This is a genomic window from Amycolatopsis sp. NPDC000009, assembly GCF_055563465.1.
In genome coordinates this window covers 14,775-39,663 of record NZ_JBVHDI010000011.1, presented here as the reverse complement: position 1 = coordinate 39,663, position 24,889 = coordinate 14,775, and the positions used below count along the sequence as shown (strand labels likewise).

The 24,889-nt window shown below is 69.1% G+C and carries 20 protein-coding genes; 10 read left to right on the top strand and 10 right to left on the bottom strand.

Annotated features, from left to right (window positions below; genetic code table 11):
- On the top strand, window positions 1-4,392 hold the full coding sequence (fxsT, locus tag ACZ3HL_RS26515; protein ID WP_465534464.1) for an FxSxx-COOH system tetratricopeptide repeat protein: 4,392 nt from the start codon (window positions 1-3) through the stop codon (window positions 4,390-4,392).
- A gap of 1 nt (window position 4,393) precedes the next feature.
- Here the strand turns inward: fxsT and ACZ3HL_RS26510 are convergent, their stop codons facing one another.
- The 3 genes from ACZ3HL_RS26510 to ACZ3HL_RS26500 all read right to left on the bottom strand — a co-directional run bounded on the left by ACZ3HL_RS26510 (window position 4,394) and on the right by ACZ3HL_RS26500 (window position 7,200).
- Entirely contained in the window at window positions 4,394-6,211 is a 1,818-nt protein-coding gene (locus ACZ3HL_RS26510) for an aKG-HExxH-type peptide beta-hydroxylase (protein WP_465534463.1), read from the bottom strand.
- The gene (locus tag ACZ3HL_RS26505) at window positions 6,211-6,408 is read right to left on the bottom strand and encodes a hypothetical protein (protein WP_465534462.1); all 198 of its coding nucleotides are present in this window, start codon (window positions 6,406-6,408) and stop codon (window positions 6,211-6,213) included. Before ACZ3HL_RS26505 ends, ACZ3HL_RS26510 begins: the two co-directional genes overlap by 1 nt.
- A gap of 78 nt (window positions 6,409-6,486) precedes the next feature.
- A complete protein-coding gene (locus tag ACZ3HL_RS26500; protein ID WP_465534461.1) occupies window positions 6,487-7,200 on the bottom strand; it encodes a Crp/Fnr family transcriptional regulator in 714 nt (237 codons plus the stop codon).
- A gap of 203 nt (window positions 7,201-7,403) precedes the next feature.
- On the opposite strand from ACZ3HL_RS26500, the gene ACZ3HL_RS26495 reads away from it, so the two are divergent.
- The 4 genes from ACZ3HL_RS26495 (at window position 7,404) to ACZ3HL_RS26480 (ending at window position 12,090) form a co-directional block, all read left to right on the top strand.
- Window positions 7,404-7,817 (top strand): hypothetical protein, encoded by a 414-nt coding sequence (locus ACZ3HL_RS26495; protein ID WP_465534460.1) that lies wholly within the window; start codon window positions 7,404-7,406, stop codon window positions 7,815-7,817.
- 559 nt (window positions 7,818-8,376) lie between these two features.
- Window positions 8,377-10,908, top strand: coding sequence for a phosphocholine-specific phospholipase C (locus tag ACZ3HL_RS26490; protein WP_465534459.1), 2,532 nt, complete (start codon window positions 8,377-8,379; stop codon window positions 10,906-10,908).
- Window positions 10,909-11,008: 100 nt separating this feature from the next.
- Window positions 11,009-11,725, top strand: coding sequence for a hypothetical protein (locus ACZ3HL_RS26485; RefSeq protein WP_465534458.1), 717 nt, complete (start codon window positions 11,009-11,011; stop codon window positions 11,723-11,725).
- Window positions 11,716-12,090: a GntR family transcriptional regulator gene (locus tag ACZ3HL_RS26480; RefSeq protein ID WP_465534457.1), complete on the top strand. Its 375-nt coding sequence runs from the start codon at window positions 11,716-11,718 to the stop codon at window positions 12,088-12,090. Before ACZ3HL_RS26485 ends, ACZ3HL_RS26480 begins: the two co-directional genes overlap by 10 nt.
- Here the strand turns inward: ACZ3HL_RS26480 and ACZ3HL_RS26475 are convergent.
- Window positions 12,079-12,585, bottom strand: coding sequence for a MarR family winged helix-turn-helix transcriptional regulator (locus tag ACZ3HL_RS26475; RefSeq protein ID WP_465534456.1), 507 nt, complete (start codon window positions 12,583-12,585; stop codon window positions 12,079-12,081). The two genes, ACZ3HL_RS26480 and ACZ3HL_RS26475, sit on opposite strands and share 12 nt — an antisense overlap.
- 93 nt (window positions 12,586-12,678) lie before the next feature.
- On the opposite strand from ACZ3HL_RS26475, the gene ACZ3HL_RS26470 reads away from it, so the two are divergent.
- Both ACZ3HL_RS26470 and ACZ3HL_RS26465 read left to right on the top strand, forming a co-directional pair.
- Window positions 12,679-13,584 carry an EamA family transporter gene (locus ACZ3HL_RS26470; protein ID WP_465534455.1) on the top strand — a complete coding sequence of 302 codons (906 nt, stop codon included), beginning with the start codon at window positions 12,679-12,681 and terminating at the stop codon, window positions 13,582-13,584.
- A gap of 15 nt (window positions 13,585-13,599) precedes the next feature.
- Window positions 13,600-14,169: an NADPH-dependent FMN reductase gene (locus ACZ3HL_RS26465; protein ID WP_465420151.1), complete on the top strand. Its 570-nt coding sequence runs from the start codon at window positions 13,600-13,602 to the stop codon at window positions 14,167-14,169.
- Between the two features lie 11 nt (window positions 14,170-14,180).
- Here ACZ3HL_RS26465 and ACZ3HL_RS26460 read toward each other — a convergent pair whose 3' ends face one another.
- Window positions 14,181-15,032, bottom strand: a complete 852-nt coding sequence (locus tag ACZ3HL_RS26460; protein ID WP_465534454.1) for a poly(ethylene terephthalate) hydrolase family protein — start codon at window positions 15,030-15,032, stop codon at window positions 14,181-14,183.
- 141 nt (window positions 15,033-15,173) lie between these two features.
- Window positions 15,174-16,391: a cytochrome P450 gene (locus ACZ3HL_RS26455; protein WP_465534453.1), complete on the bottom strand. Its 1,218-nt coding sequence runs from the start codon at window positions 16,389-16,391 to the stop codon at window positions 15,174-15,176.
- Between the two features lie 133 nt (window positions 16,392-16,524).
- Between ACZ3HL_RS26455 and ACZ3HL_RS26450 the strand changes: the two genes are divergently transcribed.
- Entirely contained in the window at window positions 16,525-17,457 is a 933-nt protein-coding gene (locus tag ACZ3HL_RS26450) for an ATP-binding cassette domain-containing protein (RefSeq protein WP_465420156.1), read from the top strand.
- Window positions 17,454-18,197, top strand: a complete 744-nt coding sequence (locus ACZ3HL_RS26445) for an ABC transporter permease (RefSeq protein WP_126733900.1) — start codon at window positions 17,454-17,456, stop codon at window positions 18,195-18,197. Before ACZ3HL_RS26450 ends, ACZ3HL_RS26445 begins: the two co-directional genes overlap by 4 nt.
- On the opposite strand, the gene ACZ3HL_RS26440 is transcribed toward ACZ3HL_RS26445, so the two are convergent.
- The 3 genes from ACZ3HL_RS26440 to ACZ3HL_RS26430 form a co-directional block, all read right to left on the bottom strand.
- Window positions 18,181-21,306, bottom strand: coding sequence for an AfsR/SARP family transcriptional regulator (locus ACZ3HL_RS26440; RefSeq protein ID WP_465534452.1), 3,126 nt, complete (start codon window positions 21,304-21,306; stop codon window positions 18,181-18,183). The two genes, ACZ3HL_RS26445 and ACZ3HL_RS26440, sit on opposite strands and share 17 nt — an antisense overlap.
- A gap of 32 nt (window positions 21,307-21,338) precedes the next feature.
- Window positions 21,339-21,908, bottom strand: a complete 570-nt coding sequence (locus ACZ3HL_RS26435) for a YbhB/YbcL family Raf kinase inhibitor-like protein (protein WP_465534451.1) — start codon at window positions 21,906-21,908, stop codon at window positions 21,339-21,341.
- Between the two features lie 223 nt (window positions 21,909-22,131).
- Complete coding sequence (locus tag ACZ3HL_RS26430; protein WP_465534450.1) at window positions 22,132-22,893, bottom strand: NBR1-Ig-like domain-containing protein; 762 nt, start codon at window positions 22,891-22,893, stop codon at window positions 22,132-22,134.
- A gap of 255 nt (window positions 22,894-23,148) precedes the next feature.
- Here ACZ3HL_RS26430 and ACZ3HL_RS26425 point away from each other — a divergent pair, with 255 nt between their 5' ends.
- Complete coding sequence (locus ACZ3HL_RS26425; RefSeq protein ID WP_465420166.1) at window positions 23,149-23,967, top strand: peptidoglycan-binding domain-containing protein; 819 nt, start codon at window positions 23,149-23,151, stop codon at window positions 23,965-23,967.
- A 102-nt stretch (window positions 23,968-24,069) separates the two neighbouring features.
- Here the strand turns inward: ACZ3HL_RS26425 and ACZ3HL_RS26420 are convergent, their stop codons facing one another.
- Complete coding sequence (locus ACZ3HL_RS26420) at window positions 24,070-24,741, bottom strand: GbsR/MarR family transcriptional regulator (RefSeq protein WP_465534449.1); 672 nt, start codon at window positions 24,739-24,741, stop codon at window positions 24,070-24,072.
- Window positions 24,742-24,889: the final 148 nt, after the last annotated feature.

Sequence of the window (24,889 nt, the reverse complement as noted above, 5' to 3'; positions counted from 1 at the left end):
ATGGACGGGCCGGGCGGTATGTCCGACTCGCGTTCCGCCTCGGTGGCGGAGCGGCGGAAGACCGGTTCCCCCCACGGGGTCAAGCCGTTCGGGTTCGAGGACCTGAGCTGGACGGACGTGGCCGACATCGTGTGGCTGGCCGCGGCCATTTCGCCGCGGCGGGCCGCCGAGGAAGCCGATCCGGCCGAGGAGCAGGAGGAGCCTCCGGAGAAACGGCGGATCCGCAACGCGCCCGCCGAGCGCGGGGAAAGCCCGGAACCCCCGGAGCCGCGGCCGTCCCGGGTCACCGGTGCCGGGGCGCCCGCCGAGGACGAAGGTCAGGTAGTCGCGATCGAGGCCGTGCCCGGTGAGCTGCCCGAACCCGCGGTCGACGGCACCGGGCCGGGGGGAGCGGTACTCCTCGAATCGCTGGAGTACTTCCGCGCGTTGAGATCGCTGAAACGGGAGACGGTCTCGCGGCGACACAACAACGTGGTCCTGGACGAAGTGGCGACCGCCGTCCGGGTCGCGGAGACCGGCCGGTGGTGGCCGGTCACCCGATCGAGAGAAGAGCGCTGGCTCGACCTGACGCTCGTCCTCGACAACGGTCCCTCGATGGCCTTGTGGCGGCCGAGAGTGTCCGCGTTCGTCGAATTGCTCCGGCAGGTGGGTGCTTTCCGCACCATTCAGGTCCGGCTGCTGGAGACCGCGAAGGACAACGAAGACGGCCTCGTTCTTCGCGGTGGCACGCCGGGCGCGCCCGCCCGCGACCCGGACGAGATCCTGGATTCTTCGGGGCGGCGGGCCGTATTGCTGCTGACCGACGGTGTCGGCGATGCCTGGCAGCACAAGGACCCGCTGTACCCGATGCTGGCGCGCTGGGGCGGGAAGATGCCGGTGAGCATCGTCCACCTGCTCCCGCAGTGGCTGTGGGGCCGCTGCGGTATGGACCCGCGCAAGGCATGGCTACGCGTCCCGAACGCGTTGGCCCCCAACAGCCGTTGGGGTTGCGACCTCGCGGACGCCTGGCTCGAACCCGGCTCGAAGGTGCCTGAGCATCTCGTCCCGGTGCCCGTGCTCGAATTGCGGCCGCGGTCCCTGGGCTGGTGGGCCGCGCTGATGACCGGTGAGAACACCGGATCCGCCGAAGGAACGGTCGTCCTCGCCGCGGAACGGGGTTCCCGGCCCGCGATCGCCGCCTCACCGGCGACTTTGTCACCCGCCGAAAGAGTGCACAGATTCCGCAGTGTTGCGTCGCCGCCGGCGCTACGCTTGGCGCAGTTGCTCGCGGCGGTACCGGTCCGTCTCGACGTGGCGAAGCTGGTGGGACAACGGTTCGTACCGGAAGCGGGAGTGGAGCACCTCCTCGAACTTTTGCTGTCGGGGATGATGTACGCTCCCGCACTCAGGGAGGGCGAGTCCACTTGGGACACCGACGGGGTCTTCGCTTTTCCCGAGGCAGTCCGGGAATTGCTGCTCAGTGGCGCGCGACGGTCGGAAACGGCCAGTGTCGTCCGAGTGGCCGCCACCCATTTCGGTGACCGGATCAGGTTGCTCGGTCACCTCCGGGACGCCATCGCCGACCCGAACAACACACCGGATCCAGACCTCGACCGCGAGCCCCCGGCCGATGTGGAATTGGAAAGCGCGGTCATGCGCGCGCTTTCCGGACCGTACCTGTCCCGGGCCGACCGGCTACGGAACGCGGTACGAGGCCGGGGTCTCGCCGCATTCGAATCTGAATCACTAAAGAAGGCTGTGAGCACGAAAATGCCTGAGACGGCCGAACGTCAACCTGCTTCGACACCTGTGCCACAGGGACGCTCGACTCAACTCAGTGAGCCCGACGCGAACGAACCGACGACCAGGATCGTCCACCCTTCGGCGACGGACAGTTCCCGGCATTTCCCCGACCGCCAGCCCGAAGACCCGCCGCTGGTCTTCGGGAACGTCCCCCCGCGCAATCCCAACTTCACCGGTCGCGACGAGCTGCTCGACCAGCTCACCAAGCGGTTGAGCAGCGGTACCACCGCCGTGCTCCCTTCGGCGCTGCACGGTCTCGGCGGTATCGGCAAGACCCAGATGGCCACCGAGTACATCTACCGGCACCTCCAGGACTACGACCTCGTTTGGTGGATCGACGCCGCGCACACGACCCAGATCCGCGCCGGTCTCACCGAACTCGCCACGATGCTCGGCCTGCAAGGCGCGACCGAGGCCAGCGTCGCGGTCCCGGCGGTCATCGAGGCGCTCCGGACCGGACGGCCGTTCCGCCGCTGGCTCCTGGTCTTCGACGCCGCGGAGAGCCCGGACACCGTGCTGCCGTTCTTTCCGCGCAACGGTCCGGGCGAAATCCTGATCACCTCGCGGAATTCCGACTGGGCGGGGATCGCCCGCCCGCTGGAACTGGCGGTGTTCAAACGCGAGGAAAGCGTCGAGCTGCTCGGCCGCCGCGGTCCGGAGATCGACCCGGCCGACGCCGACGAACTCGCCGAAAAGCTCGGCGATCTGCCGTTGGCCGTGGAACAGGCGGCGGCCTGGCGGGCGGTGACCGGGATGCCGGTGCAGGAGTATCTCCGCTTGTTCGACGAGTCGGTCGAGGAAATTCTCGACACCGCCTCGGCCCCCGACAACGAGGTGTCCGTCGCCGCGGCCTGGAACGTTTCGTTCGAGGAATTGAAGACCCGCAACCCGGCCGCCCACCAGATCCTGCACATCTGCGCCTTCTTCTCGCCGGAGCCGATTTCTCGGGACCTGCTCACCGGGGTCAACCGGGTGTCGATCTCCCCGGAGCTCGACGCGGCCCTGCGCGACCCGATCAAGCTCGCGCGGGCGATCCGGGACATCAACCGGTACGGCCTCGCGAAGATCGACCACGGCAACAACACCCTCCAGCTGCACCGGCTGGTCCAGCTGGTCCTGCGCAACCGGGTCATGGCCCGTCAGGTGCACGCGCGGATGCAGCACGGTGCCCACCAGCTGCTGGCCGCGCTGGACCCGAACGACCCCGAGTCGAGCAGGCACTGGGCGCGCTACCGCGAACTGCTGCCGCACGCCTACGCGGCGAACGTGCTGGACTGCGACGACGACTGGCCGCGTCAGCTCTACATCAACCTGATGCGCTACCTGTTCGAGTACGGCGACCACGAGGAGGCCGCCCGGCTCGGCCTCGAAGCGCGGAAGCGGTTCGCCGAAGTCCTCGGTCCCACCCATCCGCAGACCCTCGAAGTCTCGTCGAGGCTGGGGCTCTATCTGTGGGCGATCGGCCGGTACTCCGAAGCCGCGGAACTCAATCAGCGCACTCTCGCGCTGCGCCTTCAGGTGTCCGGTGAGGAGAACGAAGAGACGTTCGCGCTCCAGCGGAACATCACGATCGACCTGCGGGCGCAGGGCGACTTCGCGGCGGCGACCAAGCTGAGCGAAGAGGTCTACCAGAAGTCCAAGCGCATGTTCGGCGAGGACGACCCGGAGACGCTCAACGCCGCGTACCAGCACGCCATCAGCCTCCGGTTGTCCGGCGCCTACCGCGCCGCCGCGGAACTGGACCAGGACACCCTCCGGCGCCGGATCGAGGTCCTCGGCCGCGATCACGTCCGCACCTTCAGCGTCAACGCTTCCTTGATCGTGGACCTGCGCGAGGCGGGGGACTATGGCCAGGCCCGGGTGCAGCAGGAAAGGCTCGCGGAGAACTTCCACGCGCGCTTCGGCCTGGACCAGCTGGACAGCGCGACCCATTCGTTCCTGCTTGCCGTGACCCGGCGCAAGGACGGCGACCATGCGGGCGCGCTCAGCTTGTCCACGGAAGCCCTCAAGAGGTTCCGGCTCGCCTATGGTGACGACCACTCCGTCACGATGGGCTGTGCTCTCGCCCATTCGCTCGATCTTCGTCACTCGGGTGACTTGGCCGCGGCCAAGCGGCTCGGTGAGGAGACCTTCGAGCGATTCCGGAGCGGGCTCGGCGAGTATCACCCGCACACCCTCGTCGCCAATGTCGACCTGGCGGTCACCTTGCGGCTCATGGGCGACGTCGAGGGCGCCCGCGTCCTCGACGAGCGCGCCCTCGAGCAGTTCCGGGCCGGCATCGGCCCGGACCACCCGTACGCCGTCGCCGCCACGATCAACCTGGCGAGTGATCTGGCGGCGCTGGGTGAGTTCGACCGGGCGGTCGAACTGGGACGGGACGCGTTCGAGCGCGGTACGCAGGTACTCGGCGAAGACCATCCGACGGTACTGGCGGCGTCCTTCAACCTCGGACTGGATCTGACCGCGCTCGGCCGGACGGACGAGGCCGTACAGTTCCGCGACCCGATCCTGGTGCGGTACCGGCGGGTCCTCGGCGAGGCCCACCCCGGAACGCAGGCGGCGGGCCGAGGTGCCCGCGCCAACTGCGACATCGACCCGATCCTGATGTGAGTCAGCCCGGCACGAGTTGCCCGATCCAGGCGGCGAGCCGTTCCACGGTCGGTGGCCGTGGAACGGCTCGCAAGGACCGATGCACGGCCCGGACGAGTTCGGGGCAATGCAGCAAGGCGCGGGCGGCGGGATGTGGGCCTCGTGCGGCGAGCGCGAGGCCCAAGCCGACCAGGGAGTTCGGCCGGTCGGGATCCGTGGCGAGTTCCCGCCGGTAGGCCTGGATCGCTTCGAGGAAGTCGCCCGCCGTGTAGGCGAAGTCCGCGGCGGTGGCGCCGGGTACCGCCGGCGGTTTTCCGCCCGGCGACGGCGGTGTGCCGCCGACGGCGAGCCGGATCAGATCCGTTCTGGCGTGGGACCAGGCTCCGTCCGGTACCGGCGTCGGGGGAAGGTCCGGGGCGTCGAGGGTGATCGGTGGCCTCGGTCTTCCGGCGAGCCAAGCGGCCGCCAGTTCGGTGACCACGGACGGGTCCGGTCGCAGGTGGCGGACCCGCCAGCCGGCGAGGTGATCCCGGCCGGCGGCCGCGGCCAGTTCGCCGGCCTCCGCCGGTACGGGTTCGACCTGCCAGGGGCCGAGACGTTCGGCGATGTCGTCGAGGAACCGGCGTCCGGCGTCGGTCAAGGTCGAGTCCGCGCGCAGGACCCGCAGGGTGCGCCACGTCTGCTCGCGCCAGAACGCGAACTCGAAGCCTGAGCGCCGAGGGCATTCACCGGCTTGTGCCAGTGCGCGCCAGAACGCGGTGACCCCGAAGAACGCGTAGACCCCTTGCAGGGCACCGCTCACGGGCCGTGGATCATCCCGCCAGGTCACGTAGATCCGTTCACCGGGATCCGGCTCGGACAACTCGACCAGGTGCAGCAGCCCGCCGAGCACGATGTGCTGGAACTCGTGGATCAAGGTCTCCGCGAGGGACGCACCGTCGGCGGGCAGGCCGACCACCGCACTGCCGAACGCCTCCCCGGTCGACGCGCTCGGGTTCCGGAAAAGCACCTGGGGCTTCGGCACCAAGGAGGCGAGCCCGACGGGCATGATGCGGGCCAAGCCGGGGAGATGGGCGGCGACCAGGTGGCAGGCCTCGTCGATCAGCCGCTGCCAATCCGCCAAGTCCTTGTCCGGCAGCCGTTCCGGTGGGATCGGTTCGTAAAGTCCTCGATAGGGATCGAGATCGTCCAGCCGCAGGGAGAACCGGTGCGCGCCTACCTGGCTCCGGACTCGCCGGATTCCCCACCAGCCCGGGGCGTCGGCGTCGGGTGAGCCGGGCAGGCGGACCGTCGTTTCGGCGTTCGAGACGAGGTAGCGGCCTTTCTCGCCGCGCACGATGGCTGAGGAACACGCCGCGGTACCGGGAAATCTCGCCATGCCGAGGGAAGGGAGCATGGCGTTGCCGTGCCAGGCCGGGATGGCCGTTTCGAAGTCGAGCTCCGCCCGGATCGCCGCGGCCGCCGCGATCGCGTGCGCGTGGCCCAGATGCATCCACAAAGGACCGACACCGTCGATCCCGTTGCGCAGCAGGCGAGTCGTGTAACCGGCCCAGCTTCCGGTGTACGGGTTGGTGAGCATCCGGTTCACCGCGCGAGGTGCTCGTGCTTCGGCACGTGCGAGGAGTTCCCAAGCGGAATCGAGCGGGGGCAGGGGACCCGAATGGCCCGGTATCTTCGTGGCCTCGGTCAGCAACGCGTGGATCAGCAGTTTGCGACGGCTTCGCTCGGCCCGCCGCAGCCGCCGGGCCATGTCCTCGTCGCCGTCGAGGCGCGCCAGCGCGTCGAAGTCCCGCCATGACAACCGGTGGAACGCGGGGCGAGCCTCGGCGGGCGGCGGCATCAGTCGATGCGCTCGCCGCCCCCGGTGGTATTGCTTCTGTAGCGCGCGTGGACGCGTCGGGTCCGTTCGACGACGTGGAGCGCGGACTGACGGAAGGCTTCGCCGTCCAGCTCTCGTAACGCGGTGAAGGAGACCGCGTCGAGATCGATCAATGCCGATTCGATGCCCGGTTCGGTGCTTGCCGAGAAAGAACTCATCGTGCCGATTCCCTCCACCCCGTGGAACGGTTGCGAGAGTTGAACCTCGACAAGGATAGCCGAGATTTCGCGGACTGATCAGGCGTCGGCGGGCGGAGGTGGCCGCCCGGCCGCCAATTCCCGTAATGCGCGAGGACGGGTGATCGTGACGCGCTGGCGCGCGGTGCGTACGACACCCAGCCGCCGGAGTTCTTCGAGTCCCCGGATCAGGGTGCTGCGGGAGACACGCGCGAAGCCCGCCAATTCCCCTTGGTTGAAGCGGAGATCGACCTGCTGCCCGTTCGTCCAGTCGACCGCGTGCTGCAGCGCGAGCTCCAGGAGGACCGCGGCGAGGCGTTGCGGGAAGTCCGGGCCGCCCGCTTCGAGCCGCAGCCTGTCGGATTGCTGCAGCCGGATCGCCGCGGTACGGAAGATCTCTTCGGCGATACGCGGCCTGTCTCGCAGGACCGCGAGGAACTTCTCCCTCGGCACGACCAGGGTGCGCACCTCGTCGATCGCCGACATGGTGGCGGACCGGGGGAGCCCGCTGATCGGGGCCAGCTCGCCCACGATCTCCGCGGGGCCGCGGGCGGCCAGCGGCGCGTCCTCGCCGCGATAGTTGGTGGCGCTGATCTTCACCCAGCCTTGGAGGACGACGAACATACTGGTGGGCGGGCTGCCCTGGAGGGCGAGGATCTGGCCGGGCCGCCACACTTTCACCTGGCCCGCGCTCCGGAGAGCGGACTGCTCCGCAGGCGTCAGCCGACTCCAGGTCCCGAAGCCCCCGCGGTCACCCGTTGCGGAACCGGTCATCCTGGCTCTCCGGATCGCAGGGGGCCGGATTCGCGCTGTGGTCGGAATTCGCGCTGTGTTCCATTTGACGCATCAGCCACTCCCCCGACTCGTCACCATGGTCAGTGGGCAGAACGACCCGGAAGTTTCGCACCGCAACCGGTAATTGTGCCAGGCACGGGGTGACTTCACCAGGCCTCGGGCAGGCGACGGGGGAGGACGTCATGCGCAGCGCCGAAAGTGTCATGGGACGGCCGAAGGATCACCGGCGTGAACCGGCCGTACCGAATCCACGGACGCCCAAGGCGTTCGGCCGAAGACCGGCCTTCTTCGCGCCGCACCCGCCGCTGATGTCCGGCGGGTGGTATCAGGGCGACGACCACGAGGTCGTCGGTCCGGGGCGGTATCCGGTCCCGCGTCCGCCCGCCAAATCGGTGAAGGTGGCGTTGTCGTGGGTGCTTTTTCTGGGCCCTTTGGGGTTTTGTTACGTATCACCCGTCGGTGGGCTGATCGCGACGGCGGCTTCGGTCACGGCGATCACGTTCGGCGGGTTCTCGTTGATGGCCGTGATCTGGCCTGTCGTCATGGTGCTCGCGGTGGCGGCGTTGTCCGGCCGTCCGGACGGCGACACGAAATGACGTCCGCCCGGTTCCGGGCCGGATGAACCGGGTGGGGGACGCTCAAGGGGGGCGGCCCCCACCACGGTTTTCGCGCGGTTTCGCGTGTCTGGATGGCCGACTCGCGTGTCTGGGTGGACGACACACGTGTCTGGATGGACGACACGCGTGATTGGACGGACGACTCGCCGCGGGAGCCGGGCCGTGGGCGTGTCGGCCGTCCGATCACGCGAACCGGCCGTTCCGGTACCGGTTTCTTGCCGCCCGAGTACATGAAGGCCCCCTTCCCGTACCTAGGTGCAAGGGAGGGGGTCCTTCATGTACTCGGCAAGGTGTGAGGGTCGAGTTTCCGCGGCTGAGCCGAGGGAAGGGGGCCTTCACGGACCGGCCGGCAATGAAGCGCGGCCACGCCCACCGCGGCCACCATCCGAAAGTCGTGAACTGTTGCTCCGATCATGCAGCCCGCGGGCGGAACCCTTGAACCGGACAGGCACCTATGCTTCTATCTGCTCGATAGTCGCCGAAAAGGTGCAGTTTCGAACATCGTGGACTGGGTTAAACGTCATTCCGGGAGGGCTCCGTGCGCCGTCGTACCCTGCTGAAGGCCGCTGGCGCGGCTTCCGCCTTCACCTTGTTGCCGGCGAGCGTCCGGCAGGCGCTCGCCGCGGAAGCGCCCACGGGCGGGCTCGACGTCATCGAGCACGTCGTGGTGTTCATGCAGGAGAACCGGTCGTTCGACCACTATCTGGGGACGCTGCGCGGCGTACGGGGTTTCGCTGATCCGGCCGCGATCAAACTGCCGTCGGGAGCGTCGGTCTTCCAGCAGCCGGACGGCGCGGGAACGCTGCTGCCGTACGCGATCGACGACCAGTTCATGGCCGACGTCGACCACAGCTGGTCCGGTGGGCACCGGGCATGGAACAAGGGCCGTCACGACGCGTGGCGCGCGGCCAAGGGCGTTCGCTCTCTGACCTATCACCGGCGTTCGGCGCTGCCGTTCTACCACGAGCTGGCCGACGCGTTCACCGTCTGCGACGCCTACCACTGCTCGGAAATGGGGCCCACCAACCCGAACCGGATGTACCTGTTCACCGGAAAACTCGGCTTCGAACCGGACGGCACGACCCGCGCGATCGGCAACGCCGCCTGGCGGAACCCCGGGCACACCGGCTACACCTGGAAGACCTACGCCGAGCGCCTCCAGACGGCGGGCCGGAGCTGGCGGGTTTATCAGGAATGGGACAACTACGGCGACAATTCGCTGGACTATTTCAGCAGTTTCCTCGCCGTCGGCACCAAGGCCTTGTCGAAGGTCAAGGACTCCGCGGGCAAAGCGTTCCCGAAGCTGGAGTACTTCTACTACGCGCTGGATTCGGCCTCGGCCGCCGAACGGACCCGGCTGCTCGACGGTCTCGCCGCGGGCGTCGCGACCTTGACCGCGACCGAGCGCGCTCTCTACGACCGGGGTCTGGCCAGGGTCGCGCCGAAGCAGCTGCCGGTCGCTTTCAAGGCCGACGTCGACGCGGGCAGGCTGCCGTCCGTGTCGTGGATCGTCGCGCCGGAATCGCAGACCGAGCATCCCGCGTGGGGGCCCAACACCGGGGCCGAGCTGGTGAAGTCGATCCTCGACACCCTCGCCTCCAAACCCGGAGTGTGGAACAAGACCCTGTTCCTGCTGACCTACGACGAGGACGGCGGCTTCTTCGACCACATGCCGCCGCCCGCGCCGCCTGCCTCGGCCGACGAGGGCAAGAGTTCCGTGGCCACGACCGACGAATTCGTCTCCGGGGAACCGATCGGGCTGGGGGTGCGGGTGCCGATGTTCGTCATCTCCCCGTGGAGCCGGGGCGGGAAGGTGTGCTCGGAGGTCTTCGACCACACCTCCGTGCTGCGCTTTCTGGAGCAGTGGAGCGGTGTCGCCGAGCCGAACATCTCGCCGTGGCGGCGCACCGTGTGCGGCGACCTGACGTCGGCGCTGGACACCACGGCGCCGAACGCGACCTATCCGGCGCTGCCCGCACCGGTGCCGACGAGCGGGCCGTGGAACACCCAGCCGCAGCCGCCTTCCGTGCAGAAGCTTCCGGTGCCGGAGACCGGCGTTCGGCCCGCGCGGCCCTTGCCCTATCAGCTGACGGTCTCCGGGCGGGTGACGGCCGAGCGGTTCTGGATCGACTTCGCCAACAGCGGAGCCGCGGGCGCTCATTTCTACGTCTACGCCAACGCGCACCGGACCGACGGGCCTTGGCGCTACACGCTCGGCGGGAACGCGACGCTCTCGGACTATTGGCAGGTGGGTTCCCCGGACGGCGCGTACGACCTCACCGCACACGGCCCCAACGGTTTCCTGCGGCGGTTCGCGGGCAACCGGATCACCGCGACCACCGGCGGCGCACCGAATCCGGAGGTCGTGCTGCGGCCGGGTTCCGGCGTCGTGTACCTGAAGATGACCAACGCCGGCGCCGCGTGCGAGCTGACCGTGCGCACCGGCAACCGGGGTGGCGGACCGTGGACGTACTCGGTCGCCCAAGGCGCGACGGTCGAGGACTGGTTCAGCACCGAAGGCGGCATGGGTGGCTGGTACGACCTGACCGTCCAGGGGCCGGACGGCTTCCTCCGCCGCTTCGCGGGACATGTCGAGACAGGCACAGAGACCATCAGCGACCCGGTGATGGGTTCCGGGCCGCTCGCCGCCACCGTCCGCTCGGCCGACAGCCAGGAGACCGCGGGCGAGTCCGGCGCCGCCACGAACGCCGTCGACGGGAATCCCGCCACCCACTGGCACACCAAGTGGTCCGGCGGGGAAGACCCGCTGCCCCATGAGATCCAGCTCGATCTCGGTGCCGCCCGCACCGTCACGGGGCTGGCCTACCTGCCGCGCCAGGACGGTTCCGCCAATGGTCGCGTCGGCGCGTACGAGGTCTACCTGAGCGCCGACGGGTCGGCCTGGGGAAACCCCGTCGCCACAGGCACTTTTGCCGACGACGCCGCCCGGAAGACTCTGCGGTTCTGGCCTGCCCGGGCCCGCTACGTCCGGTTCCGGGCCCTCACCGAAGCGGGCGGGCGCGGCCCGTGGACGTCGGCGGCGGAGGTCGTCCCGCTCGGCTGGACGTGACCCGAAGGGGTTGGGCGATCTGAACGGAATCCTCGCCGATCCCGCGTGAGGCCGCCCGCTCTTGTATCATGTACTTGATACAAGAGCGGGGAGGTCGATCGTGCCGTTCGACAACATCGTGGCCGTCGCCCTGATCATGGGCCTGTTCGGCCTGGCGATCCTGGTTCTGTCGTGGCCGGGCGAAAAACAGGGCAGGAAGGTGCTGCGGCGGTGGGGTGCCGCCGATCCTTCGCCGTCCGACGTCGCCGAGGCCGTGCGCTATCTGCGCCGTCGCCGGTTCTGGTATCCGTGGCTGTTCCTCGGACTGCCGGTGCTGGCCGATCTCGCCGGCGTCCGGGGTGAGGGCGCGTCGCTGCTGCTGGCCACGCTGCTCATCGGCGCGTTGATCGCCGAGGTGCTGGCTCAACGGCCGCGAAAGGGCGCCCGCCGCGAGGCGGCGCTGGAGCGGCGTGCGGTGCGCGGGCTCATTCCCGGCTGGGGTCTGATCCTCTACACGGTTGTCGTCGCGGCCGCGGCGGTCTGGCTCGTGGTCCATCGCTGGTGGGCGCTGCTCGGGGTCGCCGCTGCCGTCTCGGTGGTCACCTGGCTGATCGTCCTGCTCGCGGTGCGCCGACCGTCCACAGGGGACACTCCGGCGGACGGCGCGCTGAGGGTCCGCAGTGCCCGGGTCGCCGCGGGGCTGGGGCTCGCCGCCACCGTGACGCTGGCGATGCCGGAGGTGACGGACGCCGGTTCGGCGGCCGTGGTCCTCGCCGGGCTGGCCGGCTGGTATCACCTCGCCCGCCGTTCGCCCGCGGAAGCCGTGCGATGCCACTGAAGGTGGTCGTCGACACGGAACTCGGGGTCGCGCCGTGGCGGCAGGTGCGGGACCAGATCGTCCGGTTGATCACCACGGGCGCGCTGGCGCCGGGCACTCGGCTGCCCGCCATCCGGCAACTCGCCAGGGATCTGGCGCTCGCTTCGGGCACCGTGGCCAGGGTCTACCGGGAACTGGAAGAGGACGGCTGGGTGTACACCGCCCGCGCCAAGGGCACGGTCGTCGCCGAACTCGCCGGCCGTCCGGGCAAGGCGGCGCTGCTGCGGGCGGCGGCGGACGAGTACGCCCGTACCGCCAGGGAACTCGGCGCCGATCCGGGTGCCGCGCTGGACGCCGCCGCGGCGGCGCTGAAGTCACTCCAATGACGTGTCGCCGAAGTGTTCGAGCAGCAGCCGCAGGCCGCCGATCAGTTCGGCCCACTGCGCCGGTTTCAGATCGGGCAGGAGGCCGGCTTCGTTCTCCAGGTGGAGCACGAAGACCTCGTCGACGACTTCGCGGCCTTTGGCGGTCAGCCGGATCTTGACCGAACGGCGGTCGTCGCTGTCGCGCACCCGCTCGACCAGGCCCTTGGCCTCCATGCGGTCGATGCGGTTCGTGATCGCCCCCGAGGTGACCATCGCGGCTTTGAGCAGCGCGCCGGGGGTCAGACCGTCGGCTTTACCCGATCGGCGGAGCGTGGTGAGCACGTCGAACTCCCACGACTCCAGGTCGTGCCGGACGTTGAACTCCTTGAGCTTCCGGTCGAGGATCCGGGAAAGCCGCTGAATCCGGCCGACCACCTCGGCGGGCCAGAGCTTGTCTTCGAGGTCCGGCCGCTCGTGCCGCCACATCGCGATCACCGCGTCCACCGCGTCGGCCATGACGCCCTCCAATCGTCTCAACATTAAGAGACTTGACATTGACAGAAGTCGCTGGTGTTATCTCAACGTTGAGATTATCAGTGAGGAGACATCATGGCGATCATCGCCGAACGGCCTGTCGTTCCGAGCGAACCGGCGGCCACGAAACCGACCCTCCGGGACGCCGGGCTCGCCGCCTTGGCACCGGCCAGCTGGGGCACCGTCTACGTCGTCACCGCGACCCTGCTGCCCCCGGACCGGCCGCTGCTGGCCGCCGCGCTGAGGGCCCTCCCGGCCGGGTTGCTCCTGCTGGCACTGACCAGGCGGCTCCCGCGCGGATCCTGGTGGTGGAAGACGGCGGTACTCGGGATGTTCAACTTCGGCGCCTTCCTGCCGTTGATCTTCTTCGCCGCGTACCGCCTTCCCGGCGGTGTCGCCGCGACCCTCGGCGCCCTGCAACCCCTGCTGGTGGCCTTGCTCGCGCTGCCGATGCTCCGCGTCCGGACACCGGCGCCGATCCTGCTCGCCTCGATCGCCGGCGCCGGTGGTGTCGCGCTGCTGACCCTTTCGGCGGAAGCCCGCCTCGACCCGCTCGGCCTGGCCGCCATGTTCGCCGCCGTCGGGTTGATGGCCGTCGCCCTGATCCTGACCAAGAAATGGGGCCGTCCCGAGCATCCGCTGGCGATGACCGGCTGGCAGCTGACCCTGGGCAGCGTCGTGCTGGCCCCGGCGACGCTGCTGTTCGAAGGTCTCCCGGACACGCTGACGACCGCGAACCTGCTCGGCTACGGCTACATCGGCATCGTCACCACCGCGCTGGCCTATCCGTTGTGGTTCCGCGGCATCGACCGCCTCGCCCCGGCGTCGGTCTCCTTGCTGACGCTGGTCAACCCCCTCGTCGCCACGGCCGCCGGGTTCCTGGTGCTCGGCCAGACCCTCACCGGCTGGCAGCTCACCGGATTCGCCGTCGCTCTCACCGCTTTGACCCTCAGCCAGACCCTCAACCGCCCGAAGAACTGACGAAGGAGACCGATCATGACCGAACTGAAGATCCTCGCGATTTCCGGCAGCCTGCGCGACGGCTCGCACAACACCGCCCTGCTGAACGCGGCCCGCAAGACGAACCCCGGTGGGATGGCCATCGAGTTGTACGACGGTCTCGGCGATCTGCCGCTCTACCGCCAGGATCTCGACACCGCCACCCCACCGGAACCGGTGGCGGATCTCCGGCGCCGGATCGCCGAAGCGGACGGCCTCCTGATCGCCACCCCCGAACACAACTCGTCCCTGCCCGCCGCGCTGAAGAACGCGATCGACTGGGCGAGCACGCCGCCCGCCGAATCGCCGCTGCCCGGCAAACCGATCGCGATCGCCGGTGCCTCTCCGGGGGCTTTCGGTTCGGTCCGCGCCCAGCAGTCGCTCCGCCAGATCCTCGCGTCGATCGGTTCGGACGTCGTCGTCAAACCCGAGGTGACCGTCTTCCGCAGTCACGAACGCTTCGACGAAGAAGGCACGCTGACCGACGAGTTCACCGCGTCGCTGCTCGCCGACCTGCTCACCGCGCTCGCCGGGACCATCGGCGCGAATACCCGGCGAGCGCGGTGAACGGGCTCCGGTCAGACGGCGTCGGCCTTGTCGTTGCGGTCGGCCTGGGACCAGCCGTCGTCGTCCCGTTCGAGGCCGGAACCGGTGCCGTAGAAGACACTCTTGGCGTTCTGGTCACCGGCGAGGTGGTACTGCAACCACGCGGTGATCGCGCCGATGAGGCGGTAGCGGGTGTCGCCTTGCAGGAAGTGGGTGGCCCCCTTCAGCTGGCCGTACACGGCGGGGACCTGGTCGCACGCGAGGAACCGGCCGCGGACGTAGAAGGCGGGCACGATGACGTCGGCTTGCCCGGACACGAAGAAGGCGGGCCCGTGCAGCTTGTTCACGTTTCCCTGCGGGCCGGGCATGATCGGCAGCGTGGTCTTCACCAGCGGATCGGCGCCGGCCGCGATCGCGCCCCCGCCACCCTGGGAATGTCCGGCGGCGGCGATCTTCCCGGTGGCGATCCGGCCGTGGAACACGCTGCCGGGCCGGGAGTTCTCCGCGATCAGGTAGCGGGCGCCTGCCAGCATCTCCTCGCCGGATCCCGACTGGCCGGTGTTCGCGGCCGCGATGACGTAGCCCCAGCTCGCGAGATGGGTGAACAGGGCTTCGTACTGGCCGACGGTGGCGTTGGTGCCGTTGCCCCAGATCAGGACCGGATGCTCGGTGGCGGCGGCGGAGATGCCGGCGGGGTAGTAGAGGGTGTGCGCCGGGCCGCCTGGCGCTTTGACCGCCTTGTGCGGCCCCGCTTTCTCGTAGACACGGGGGCTGGTCGAGGCCGAGGCCGAGGCGGACGCGGCGACGGCGGTCTGCGGGACCACCGTCGCCGTCACGGCGAGGGCCGCCACGGTCAGCAGTGCCCTGCGGGTCAAGGAACGCATGGGTTCTCCGAAAGGGTGTCGAAGGATTGTTTCCCGTGATCATTCCAATCGGAGCGCCGATCGTTCCTGGATGTTTCCCAGTATTGCCACCGTGTTCTTTGTGAATGGTGACAACGCGCGCGGCGGATTCATTGCGGGTACTCATTCATTCCAGGTGACCGGGAGCTCGTGGACGCCGTAGATGTTCATGTCGGTCTTGAGCTTGACTTCGCCGGCGGGGACGGCGAGCGCGAGCGTCGGGAAGCGCCGCAGCAATCCCTCGAAACCCGCGCGCATCTCGATCCGCGCCAGCTGCTGGCCGAGGCACTGGTGGATGCCGTGCCCGAAGGACAACAGGCTGCGGGCGTTGCGGTGCAGGTCCAAGGTATCGGGATTCTCGAACCGCCGCGGATCACGGTTCGCGGCGAGCAGCGAGATGATGACGGTCGACCCCGCGCGGATCGTTTCGCCGCCGAGTTCCAGATCTTCCGTGGCATAGCGGAAGAAGATGTCGGCGACGGACAGGTAGCGAAGCATCTCTTCGACGGCACCGGGCATGAGCTCCGCGTCGGCACGGAGTTCGGCCAGCTGTTCAGGGTGCTCCAGCAGCGCGAAAGTGCCCAGCGACAACATGTTCGCGGTGGTCTCGTGGCCCGCGAGCAGCAGCAGGAAAGCGGCTCCCGTCAGCTCCTCGATGGTGAGGTCGTCGTAGCGGCCGAGGTCGGACAGGATGTCGTCGCCGGGCGTCTCGCGTTTGCGGGTGACCAGTTCGGTGAGGAACGTGTTCATCCCGATGAACGCGGCCATCTTCTCCTCCAGCGTCTGGTCCCTGACCATGAGCTGCGCGGAGTCGGCCTGGAAGTTCTCCCGGTCCTCGTAGGGGACGCCGAGCAGTTCGCAGATCACCAGCGACGGCACCGGCAGTGCGAACTCCTTGACGAGGTCGATCGGCGGGACCAGCGCGGCCATCGCGTCCAGCTGCCGTTCGGTGATCTCGACGATGTGCTCTTCGAGCTGCTTCATCCGCTTGACGGTGAAAGCCCCGGTGAGCCGCTTGCGCAACCGGCCGTGGTCCGGCGGGTCCATGGCGACGAACATGCCCGGCATCGGCGGGGACGGTTCGGTCGGGGCGGGCATCCCCGGCGTTTCGTACGGAATGTGGACGATGCCGATGTCCTGGCGCGAGCTGAACCGGGTGTCGGCCATCAGTTGCCGGACCTCGTCGTAACCGGTGACGAGCCAGCCCTCGTGACCGTCGGGGAAGACCATGGGACTCACCGGGCGGGCCTCGCGCAGCCGGGTGATCTCGCTGGGCGGGTCGAAGGGGCCCGCGTCGCGGTCCATCGGGAGGCCCTGCGGGATGGGAACCGTCTGAGTCATCGCTTCGCCTTTCGTGGTGGTTGTGGCCACCACTGTGCCCGCGGATCCTGACAGCGGGCTGACACGGCGCTGACACCACCCGTGTCAGCGGCGTGGCGGGGGCGTGTCAGCGTGGCCGCCCAGAGTGGTGCCCATGACAGACACAGCGATCGCGGTCTCGGGACTGCGCAAGACCTTCGGGGACAAGGTCGTGCTCGACGGTATCGACCTGGAAGTCCCCGCCGGCACCATTTTCTCCCTGCTCGGCCCGAACGGGGCGGGGAAGACCACGACGGTGAACCTGCTGACCACACTGATGAAGTCCGACGGCGGGACGGCCAAGGTCGCCGGCCACGACCTCGTGACCGAGGCCAAGGCGGTACGCGCGGCGATCGGGGTCACCGGTCAGTTCGCGGCGGTGGACGAACTGCTCACGGGGCAGGAGAACCTGCAGCTGATGGTGGACCTGAGCCGGTCGACCGCGGGCAAGCGGGTCGTGGCCGATCTGCTGGAACGCTTCGACCTGGTGGAATCGGCGCGGAAGCCGGCGTCGACCTATTCCGGCGGGATGCGCCGGAAACTGGATCTGGCGATGACGCTCGTCGGCGATCCGCGGCTCATCTTCCTCGACGAGCCCACCACGGGACTGGACCCACGTAGCCGTCGCACGATGTGGTCGATCATCCGCGAACTGGTGGACGGCGGGGTCACCGTCTTCCTCACCACCCAGTACCTCGAGGAAGCCGACCAGCTCGCCGACCGGATCGCGGTCCTCGACCAGGGCCGCCTGGTCGCGCAGGGCACGCCCGGCGAACTCAAGCGCCGGATGCCCGGAACGCATGTCCGGCTGAGGTTCACCACCGGCGCCGAACTCGACGCGGCCGCGCGGATCTTCCCCGGCGCCACCAGGGACGACGAGGCGCTCGCCCTGCGGGTCCCCAGCGACGGCGGGACGAAATCCCTGCGCTCGCTGCTGGACCGGCTCGACGAGTACGCGGTCGCCGCCGAAGAGTTCTCCGTCCACACCCCTGATCTCGACGACGTTTTCCTCGCCCTGACGGGCCACAGCACGGAGGCAGTGAAATGAAATCCGCGTCCACGGTGATGTTGCGCCGCAACTTCAAGCACCTCGTCCGCAACCCGACCTCGGTGTTCAACGCGATCCTGATGCCGGTCGTGATGATGCTGATGTTCGTCTACGTGTTCGGGGACGCGTTCAGCGTCGGCGTCGATTACGTCGACTACGCGACGCCGGGATTGATGCTGCTGGCCGTCTGCTACGGGCTCGGCGCGACCGCGACCGCGGTGAACTCCGACATGACCAAGGGCATCATCAACCGGTTCAAGGTCATGGACGTCTCGCGCGGCGCGGTGCTGACCGGGCATGTCGTCACCAGCGTGCTGACCAACCTGCTCGCCATCGCGGCGCTCACCGGGGTGGCGTTCCTGCTCGGCTTCTCGCCGGCGGCCGGTTTCCTCGACTGGCTCGGCGTGGTGGGGATCGTCGTCCTGCTCGGTTTCGCGGCGGCCTGGCTCACGGTCGCGCTGGGCCTGGCGGCGAAGTCGCCGGAAACCGCTGGGATGGCTTCGGTGCCGCTGGTCATGCTGCCGTTCTTCAGCAGCGCGATCGTGCCCGCCGAGAAGATGGGGCCCGGGCTCCGCGAGTTCGCGGAATACCAGCCCTTCACGCCGATCATCGAGACCCTGCGCGGGCTTCTCACTGGGGCTCCGGCCGCGGGCGACGTGCTCCCCGCGCTCGGCTGGTGCGCCGGGATCGCGCTCGCCGGATACCTGTGGGCGTCCTCGACGTTCAAGAAGCGAGCGTGATCTCGGCCAGCCGCTTCCAGTCCGCTTCGGTGCCTTCTCGCGCCGCCTCCGCGAATTTCGCTTCGCCGAGGCGGCGCAGCACTGTCTCCTCGATCCGGGTCACGTCGGGACGGGACCGGTCCGGCAGGCCGCGCAGTTCGTCGGCCGCCCCGAGCAGCCGTGCGGCCTGCTCGGGATCGTCCTGGCGCAGGGCCAGATCCGCGATCCCGACGAGCATCTGGGCGATCAGGGGGACGTGCCGCACCTCGCCGGCCGCCTCCCAGGCCGCTTGCCGGTGCTCACGCGACTTTTCGAGCTCCTCCGCGAAGTAGCCCAGTAGGTCGTGGGTGATGGCGCGAACGTGGCCGAGGCCTGCTTCGTCGCCCATCACGGTCGTCGCGATGTCGAGCTGCCGCGCCGCCTCTTCGGTTTCACCCCGCCAGTGGGCGAGCTCCGCGTGCGCGAGGGCGAGCATGCCCAGCGCCCCCGGCCAGGTGACCCGCTCGGCGTACAGCTGAGCTTCGGCCACCGCGGCCGCGCCGGCCTCCTCGTCACCCATCAGCCAGTACAGCTGCGCCTGCCGCGACCGCAGCCGGATGAGGTCTTCGAGGGAACCGACCTCGGTCACGACCGTGACCGCTTCTTCGTAGTACGCGCACGCGGTGGCGAAATCGCCGCGGGTGGCGATCCGGTCCGCCAGTTCGGTCAGGGCGAACGAGATCCCGAACCGCTCGCCGATCGCCCGGAACTCGCCGAGCGCCTGCTCCAGGTACTCGTCCGCCTCCCGGCCGGGATGGCCGAGCGTGATCCGCATCTTGCCGAGGTGCAGCCTGCCCAGCGCTCGGACCCAGTCGTTCGCGTCGTCCAGCACCGGTTCCCACGCGGACAGGGCTTCGTCCCCGGCCAGCATGCGTTCGAGCGGGACGACGAGCCCCAGCAGCGGATGTTTCTTCTCGGTGCGCGTGCTCAGCCGGTACGACTCGTGGATCCACTTCGCCGCGGTGTGTTCGTCGGCGAAACCGGAACTCACGAACAGCGAGACGAGCCCGTACACCACGGCCGCGACGTCGTCGGACACCTCGCCCGGCGTCCTGACGGCCGCGCTGACCAGCTCCATACCTTCCGTGCGGTGCCCGCTGAGCCACCAGTACCAGCCGCACGCCGCCGCCAGCCGCATCGCCTCGGGCCCCTCGCCCGCGGCGAGGGCGCCGCGCATCGCGGACGTGATGTTGTCGTGCTCGGCCTTGAGTTTGGCGAGCCATTCCAGCTGCTCGGCGCGGCGGAGCATCGGCTCCGCGGCCTCGGCGAGCTCGGTGAAATAGGCGAGATGCGCGTGGCGTGCCACGACCGTTTCGCCCGCCTCGGCGAGCCGTTGCGCCGCGTACTCCTTGATCGTGCCGAGCATCCGGTAGCGCGGCGCGTCGTCGCCCGCCGCGACCAGCAGCGACTTTTCGGTCAGTGTGGTGAGCAGTTCGAGGACCTCGTACTGCTCGACCGTCTCGCTGACGCAGACCCGCTCGGCCGCTTCGAGGCTCGCGCCGCCCGAGAACACCGAGAGCCTGCGGAGGACCGTCCGTTCGGCGTCGGACAGCAGTTCCCAGCTCCAGTCGACCATGGCGCGCAACGTCCGGTGCCGGGGCAGCGCGGTCCGGCTGCCGCCGGTCAGCAGGCGGAACCGGTCGTCGAGCCGGTTCGCGAGCTGCTCGATGGACATGGTGCGCAGCCTCGCCGCGGCCAGTTCGATCGCCAGCGGCATCCCGTCCAGGATCCGGCAGACGCGTGCCATCGTGGCGAACGTGGTCTTGTCGGCCGAGAAATCCTTGTGCACCGCGCTCGCCCGGTCCAGCAGCAACCGGACGGCGGGGGAGGCTTCGATCTCGGCGGCGCCGGCGTGCCGGTCGGGTACGGCCAGCGGCACGACGTGCCACAACGTCTCGCCGGTGATGCCGAGCGGCTCCCGGCTGGTCGCCAGAATCCGGAGACGGCGGCATTCCCCGAGCACGCGATGGGCGAACGCCGCGGCCGCCTCGATCACGTGCTCGCAGTTGTCGAGGATCAGCAGGACTTCCCGGTCGCGGATCGCGGCGACGACCCGGTCGGCGGGTTCCGCGTTCGACGACTCGCCGAGCAGGGCGTCCCGCAGCCCGAGCGCGGCCAGCGTCGCTTGGGCGACATCGTCTTCCGGGCCGATGGCGGCGAGTTCCACCAGCCACGCCCCGTCCGGCAGATCGCCGAGCAGGGTGCGCGCGGTTTCGGTGGCCAGCCTGGTCTTCCCCGAACCGCCGGGACCGAGCAGGGTGGTGAGCCGGTGCCCGGCGACGAGGTCGCGGACCTTGGCGACGTCGGCGTCCTTGCCGACGAAGCTGGTCAGCTCGGCGCGCACGTTGGTCTTGCGGTTCTCTTCACGCCGTCCCAGCTCGCCCCGCAGCAGCGCGACATGCACCGCGGACAGCTCCGGCGACGGATCGACGCCGAGCGCGTCGGCCAGTGCTTCCCTCGTGCGCTGGTACACGAGCAGGGCTTCGGTGTCGCGGCCGGTCGCCGCCAGAGCCCGCATCAGCGCGGCGACGAGCCGCTCACGCAGCGGATGCGCGGCCACCAGGTCGGTCAGTTCGGTGACCAGTTTCGCGCCGTGGCCGAGGTCGAGCTCCGCGTCGAACCGATCCTCCAACGCCGTCAGGCGAAGCCCTTCGAGCCGGGTGACCGCCGCGTCGAACGCGCCGCTGTCCTGCAGGCCGACGTCCTGCATGGCGGCACCGCGCCACAGGGCGAGGGCCTCACGCAGCCGCCTCGGCTCCTCGTCGCCGCGGGCCTGGCCGACGAGACGCTCGAACCGCACGGCGTCGACGTCGTCGGGCGAGACCTTCAGCCGGTAGCCGTCCGTCTGTCCCTCGACAACCCCTTCCGGCAGCACCTTCCGCAGCCGGGAAACCAAGCGCTGCAAGGCGTTCGTCGCGTCGGCGGGTGGCTGTTCGCCCCAGATCCAGTCGACGAGCGTCGCCTTCGGGACCACACGGCCCGGTTCGAGCGCGAGGGCGATCAACAGCCCACGCAACCGGGCGCCCGGCACGTCGGCGAGACCGCCGTCGTCCGTGTGCACCTCGAAGGGCCCCAGCATCCCGATCCGCATTGGGCCGATCTTGCCACGGGTGACCAGGGGACTTACGACTCGCCGGTGATCCTCGCCGAGCCGACCGAAGCCGCGGTGATCGCTTGGACGGCGGCCCGGGTCGACGAACCGGAGTTCAGGCCGGTGAGCGACGTCCGGTCGAGGGCGTGCACGACGAACTCGTAGGTGTTCACCGTCGAGGGCGAGCACGGGCCCTGGTAGCCGTAGAGGCTCGCGCTCCCGCGGTAGTAGACCTGCCTGGAGCCGGCGGGCACCGGTGGCCGGTAGACGTGCTGGACGTTCTGGGGGAGCGAGGCCGTGCTCGCCGGGATGTCGTAGATGACCCAGTGGATCAGGGCGGCGTTGTCGAGGTCGCGCATGACGACGGCGTAGCTCTTCGCCCCGGAGGGAGCACCCGACCAGGCCAACGGCGGCGACTCGTTCCTCTTGGCCGGATCCTGCCCGCCGCCGCTGGTGCATTCGTGGACCTTGGGCATGAGGCCGCCGTCCGCGAAAGCGGTACTGGACAGCGTGAACGCGTCTTGAGTGGCCGACGCCGCCGGGGAAAGGCAGGCGGCGCCGAGGGCGAACAGGGCGCAGAACACGATTCTCGTTGCTCTCATCGGAGACTCCCGAGGACGTTTGTGGTTCTCGTGCGCGGAATTCAGCCTAGGCAGGCCGGGAAGCGGCGGCTAGCGCACTTTTCCGGTCTATCGAGGTGTTTTCGCCGGATCCCGAACTCGTCATTCGCGTGATCCTGCGCGTCATTCGCGTGATTGGAGGCGTAACTCACGAGTTACGCCTCCAATCACGCGAGTTACGTCTTCAAGCACGCGAATGACGGGTTCAGGCACGGACGAGTACCGAGAAGTAGATCGGCCTGCTGGCCGGGAAGAGCTCCCGGTCCTGTTCGTCGACCATCTTCCAGAAGACCTTGCAGTCGACCGGGGCGTTCGCCGGGGTGTTCACGGTGACCGTCACCTGCACGCGGCCTCCCGGGGCGGTGTCGTTGACCGGGATCCGGTCCGGGGTGCGGCAGGTGCCGGGCGCGACCGGGAGATCGGTGCGGCGCAGGTACCGCTTCCGCCACTCGACGGTGCCGGTGTTCTCCAGTTCCCACACCTTCACGAACTGGGTGCCCGGTGCGACCACGGTCTCGTCGGGGATGGTCACGTCGCCGAGGAATCTGCTGGAGTCGCCGGGATGCGGTGGTGCGGGAGCGTCCTGTGCACCGGGGAGCAGGATGACCACGACGGCGGCGATCGCGGCGACGAGCACGAGGACGAGCGGCACCAGAACGCGTTTGGACCGCCATCGCGAGGCGGGTTCCGGTTCGCGGTCGGCGGAGAGGACGAGCTGGACGCCCTGCCATCGGGCGTGCCATTCCTCTTCGTCACCGTCGCAGGCGCGGACGAACTCCCGGACCGTCTCCCACGGCTGCAACCGCGTGCCGGTGACGGTGAGGTGCAGGGTCGCGTGGGACACCGCGCCGGACTTCGCCGCCATCTTCCGGAAGGACGGCTCCCCGGCCCGCGTCCGGAGCTTCCGCAGCCCGTCCATGAACGCTTCCAGCTCCGGGGCCCGGTCTTCTGTTCGCGGTTCCGGCACGCTTCCCCTCGCGATCGTGTCCGATGTGACAACGATTCCCGTCACTCTGCGCGGCTTGGTGACTATATCGCGAAGAGTGTCCGGATCGCCGCGCCGACCTGCGGAATCCGCCGGGCGGTGGCGCTGTCAGACGCTGTCAACCTGCGGTTTTTGACGTCAGACGTTCCGTACAGGCGGTTCCGGCTGACACCGCTTCCGGGCCAGTGTCGGTCACGAGCTGTTCACGGGGAGCAGCCATCGAGTGAAGGAGCAGTCATGCGCAAGGTGGCAACCGCCGCGATGTTCGCCGCACTGTCCGCGACCGCGCTGGGGATGACGGCGGGACAGCCCGCGGCGGCCGCGCCGTCGGTCAACATGGAGGCCGTGGTCAAGGCGGCCATGTGGGATCCGTACAAGCCGGACCAGTCGATCACGCCGGGCTCCGGTGAGAGCGTCAAGGTGGTCGAGCAGGCGCTGGCCGCGAAGAACCTGCTCGACAAGAAGCAGGTCGACGGTCACTTCGGCACGTCGACGGTCACCGCGTACCAGAAGTACCAGAAGTCGCTCGGGCACAGCGGCCTCGCCGCCAGCGGTCTGCCGGGCAAGGGTTCGCTGACCGAACTGGGCAAAGGCCGCTACACCGTGACCGCGCCGATCAGCGTCGGCTCCAAGACCAGCCTCGACGGCAAGACGGTCAACAAGCGCACCGCCGACATGATCGCCGCCGCGGAGAAGAAGGCAGGCGTCAAGTTCACCATCACCCAGGGCTCGTACAACGCCGGTGGTGTCGGCGCCTCGGGCGGGACGCACGACGGCGGCGGTGCCGTCGACATCTCGGTGAACAACATCTCGAACAAGACCGCCGCGGTGAAGGCGCTGCGCGAGGTCGGGTTCGCCGCGTGGCACCGCACCCCGAGCCAGGGGAACTGGGCCGAGCACATCCACGGGATCGCGATCAGCGACACCGACATGTCGCCGCAGGCGCAGGCTCAGGCCGGTGACTACTTCAAGGGGCTCAACGGCCTGGCGAGCCACGCCAAGGACGACGGCCCCAAGGTGAAGAAGGTGACCTGGGAGGAATTCAAGCGTGGGTGACCGCTCCGCCGGGAGGTGATTCACGCAAGTCCGTGAAGGCCTCCTTGAGAGACCCTGAGTCCCTCAAGGAGGCCTTCACGGACCGCCGATCACCGGCGCTGATCACCGCGCGGTGCGCCGCCAGTGTTCCGCCGCCTCGCTCATGTCCTTGTGCAGATGGCGGAAGAAGCGGCTGGTGGCGTCGAGCCGCGCCCCCGCCTGCCCGTCGATCAGCCCGGCGCCCCGCCGGGTGACCTCCGCCCATCGGGTCATCGCGTCGAGACTGGTACGCCAGGCGCGATAGCCGAAATCGTCGTCGACGACGTACCGATGCCGTCCGCCCTCGCGTTCGCGGGAGATCAGGCCGCGTTGTTCGAGCCAGCCCACGGCCTTGGACACCGACGCGGGGCTGACTTCGAGCCTGGCGGCCAGTTCGGCGGCGGTACTGCCGCCGGTGTCCGCGGTGAACAGGCCGGCCAGGACCCTGGCCATCATCGACGGGACACCGGTCGCGGCCATCGTCTCGGCGAATTCGGTTTCGAAGTCCCGCACCGTCTCTCGCGTTCGGGTGGGGACGGGAGGCGGGCCGGGTTTGCGGCGGCGAGCCCGCCATCGTGTCGCCTGCTGTGCCTGGCCCGCCCGGTAGCCGTGGGCGCCGCCGTTGCGGGCGACTTCGCGGATCACCGTCGATTTGGGGCGGCCCATCCGGCGGGCGATCTCGGCGTACGTGAGCCCCATCGCCAGTCCCGAAGCGATCTGCCCGCGTTCCTCGTGGGTCAGGCGTTTTCCCGGCACCTGTCCTCCTGATCCGGTGCATTCAGCTCCATGGTCATTGCATCGATTGTAGGTGCTTGACCTCGTAAAACAGCCTGGAACGGTTGCTGGGTCCGGAAAAACGAGCCTAGTGTTTCCGGAAAATCGAGAGATCGGGAGGGAACCCGGG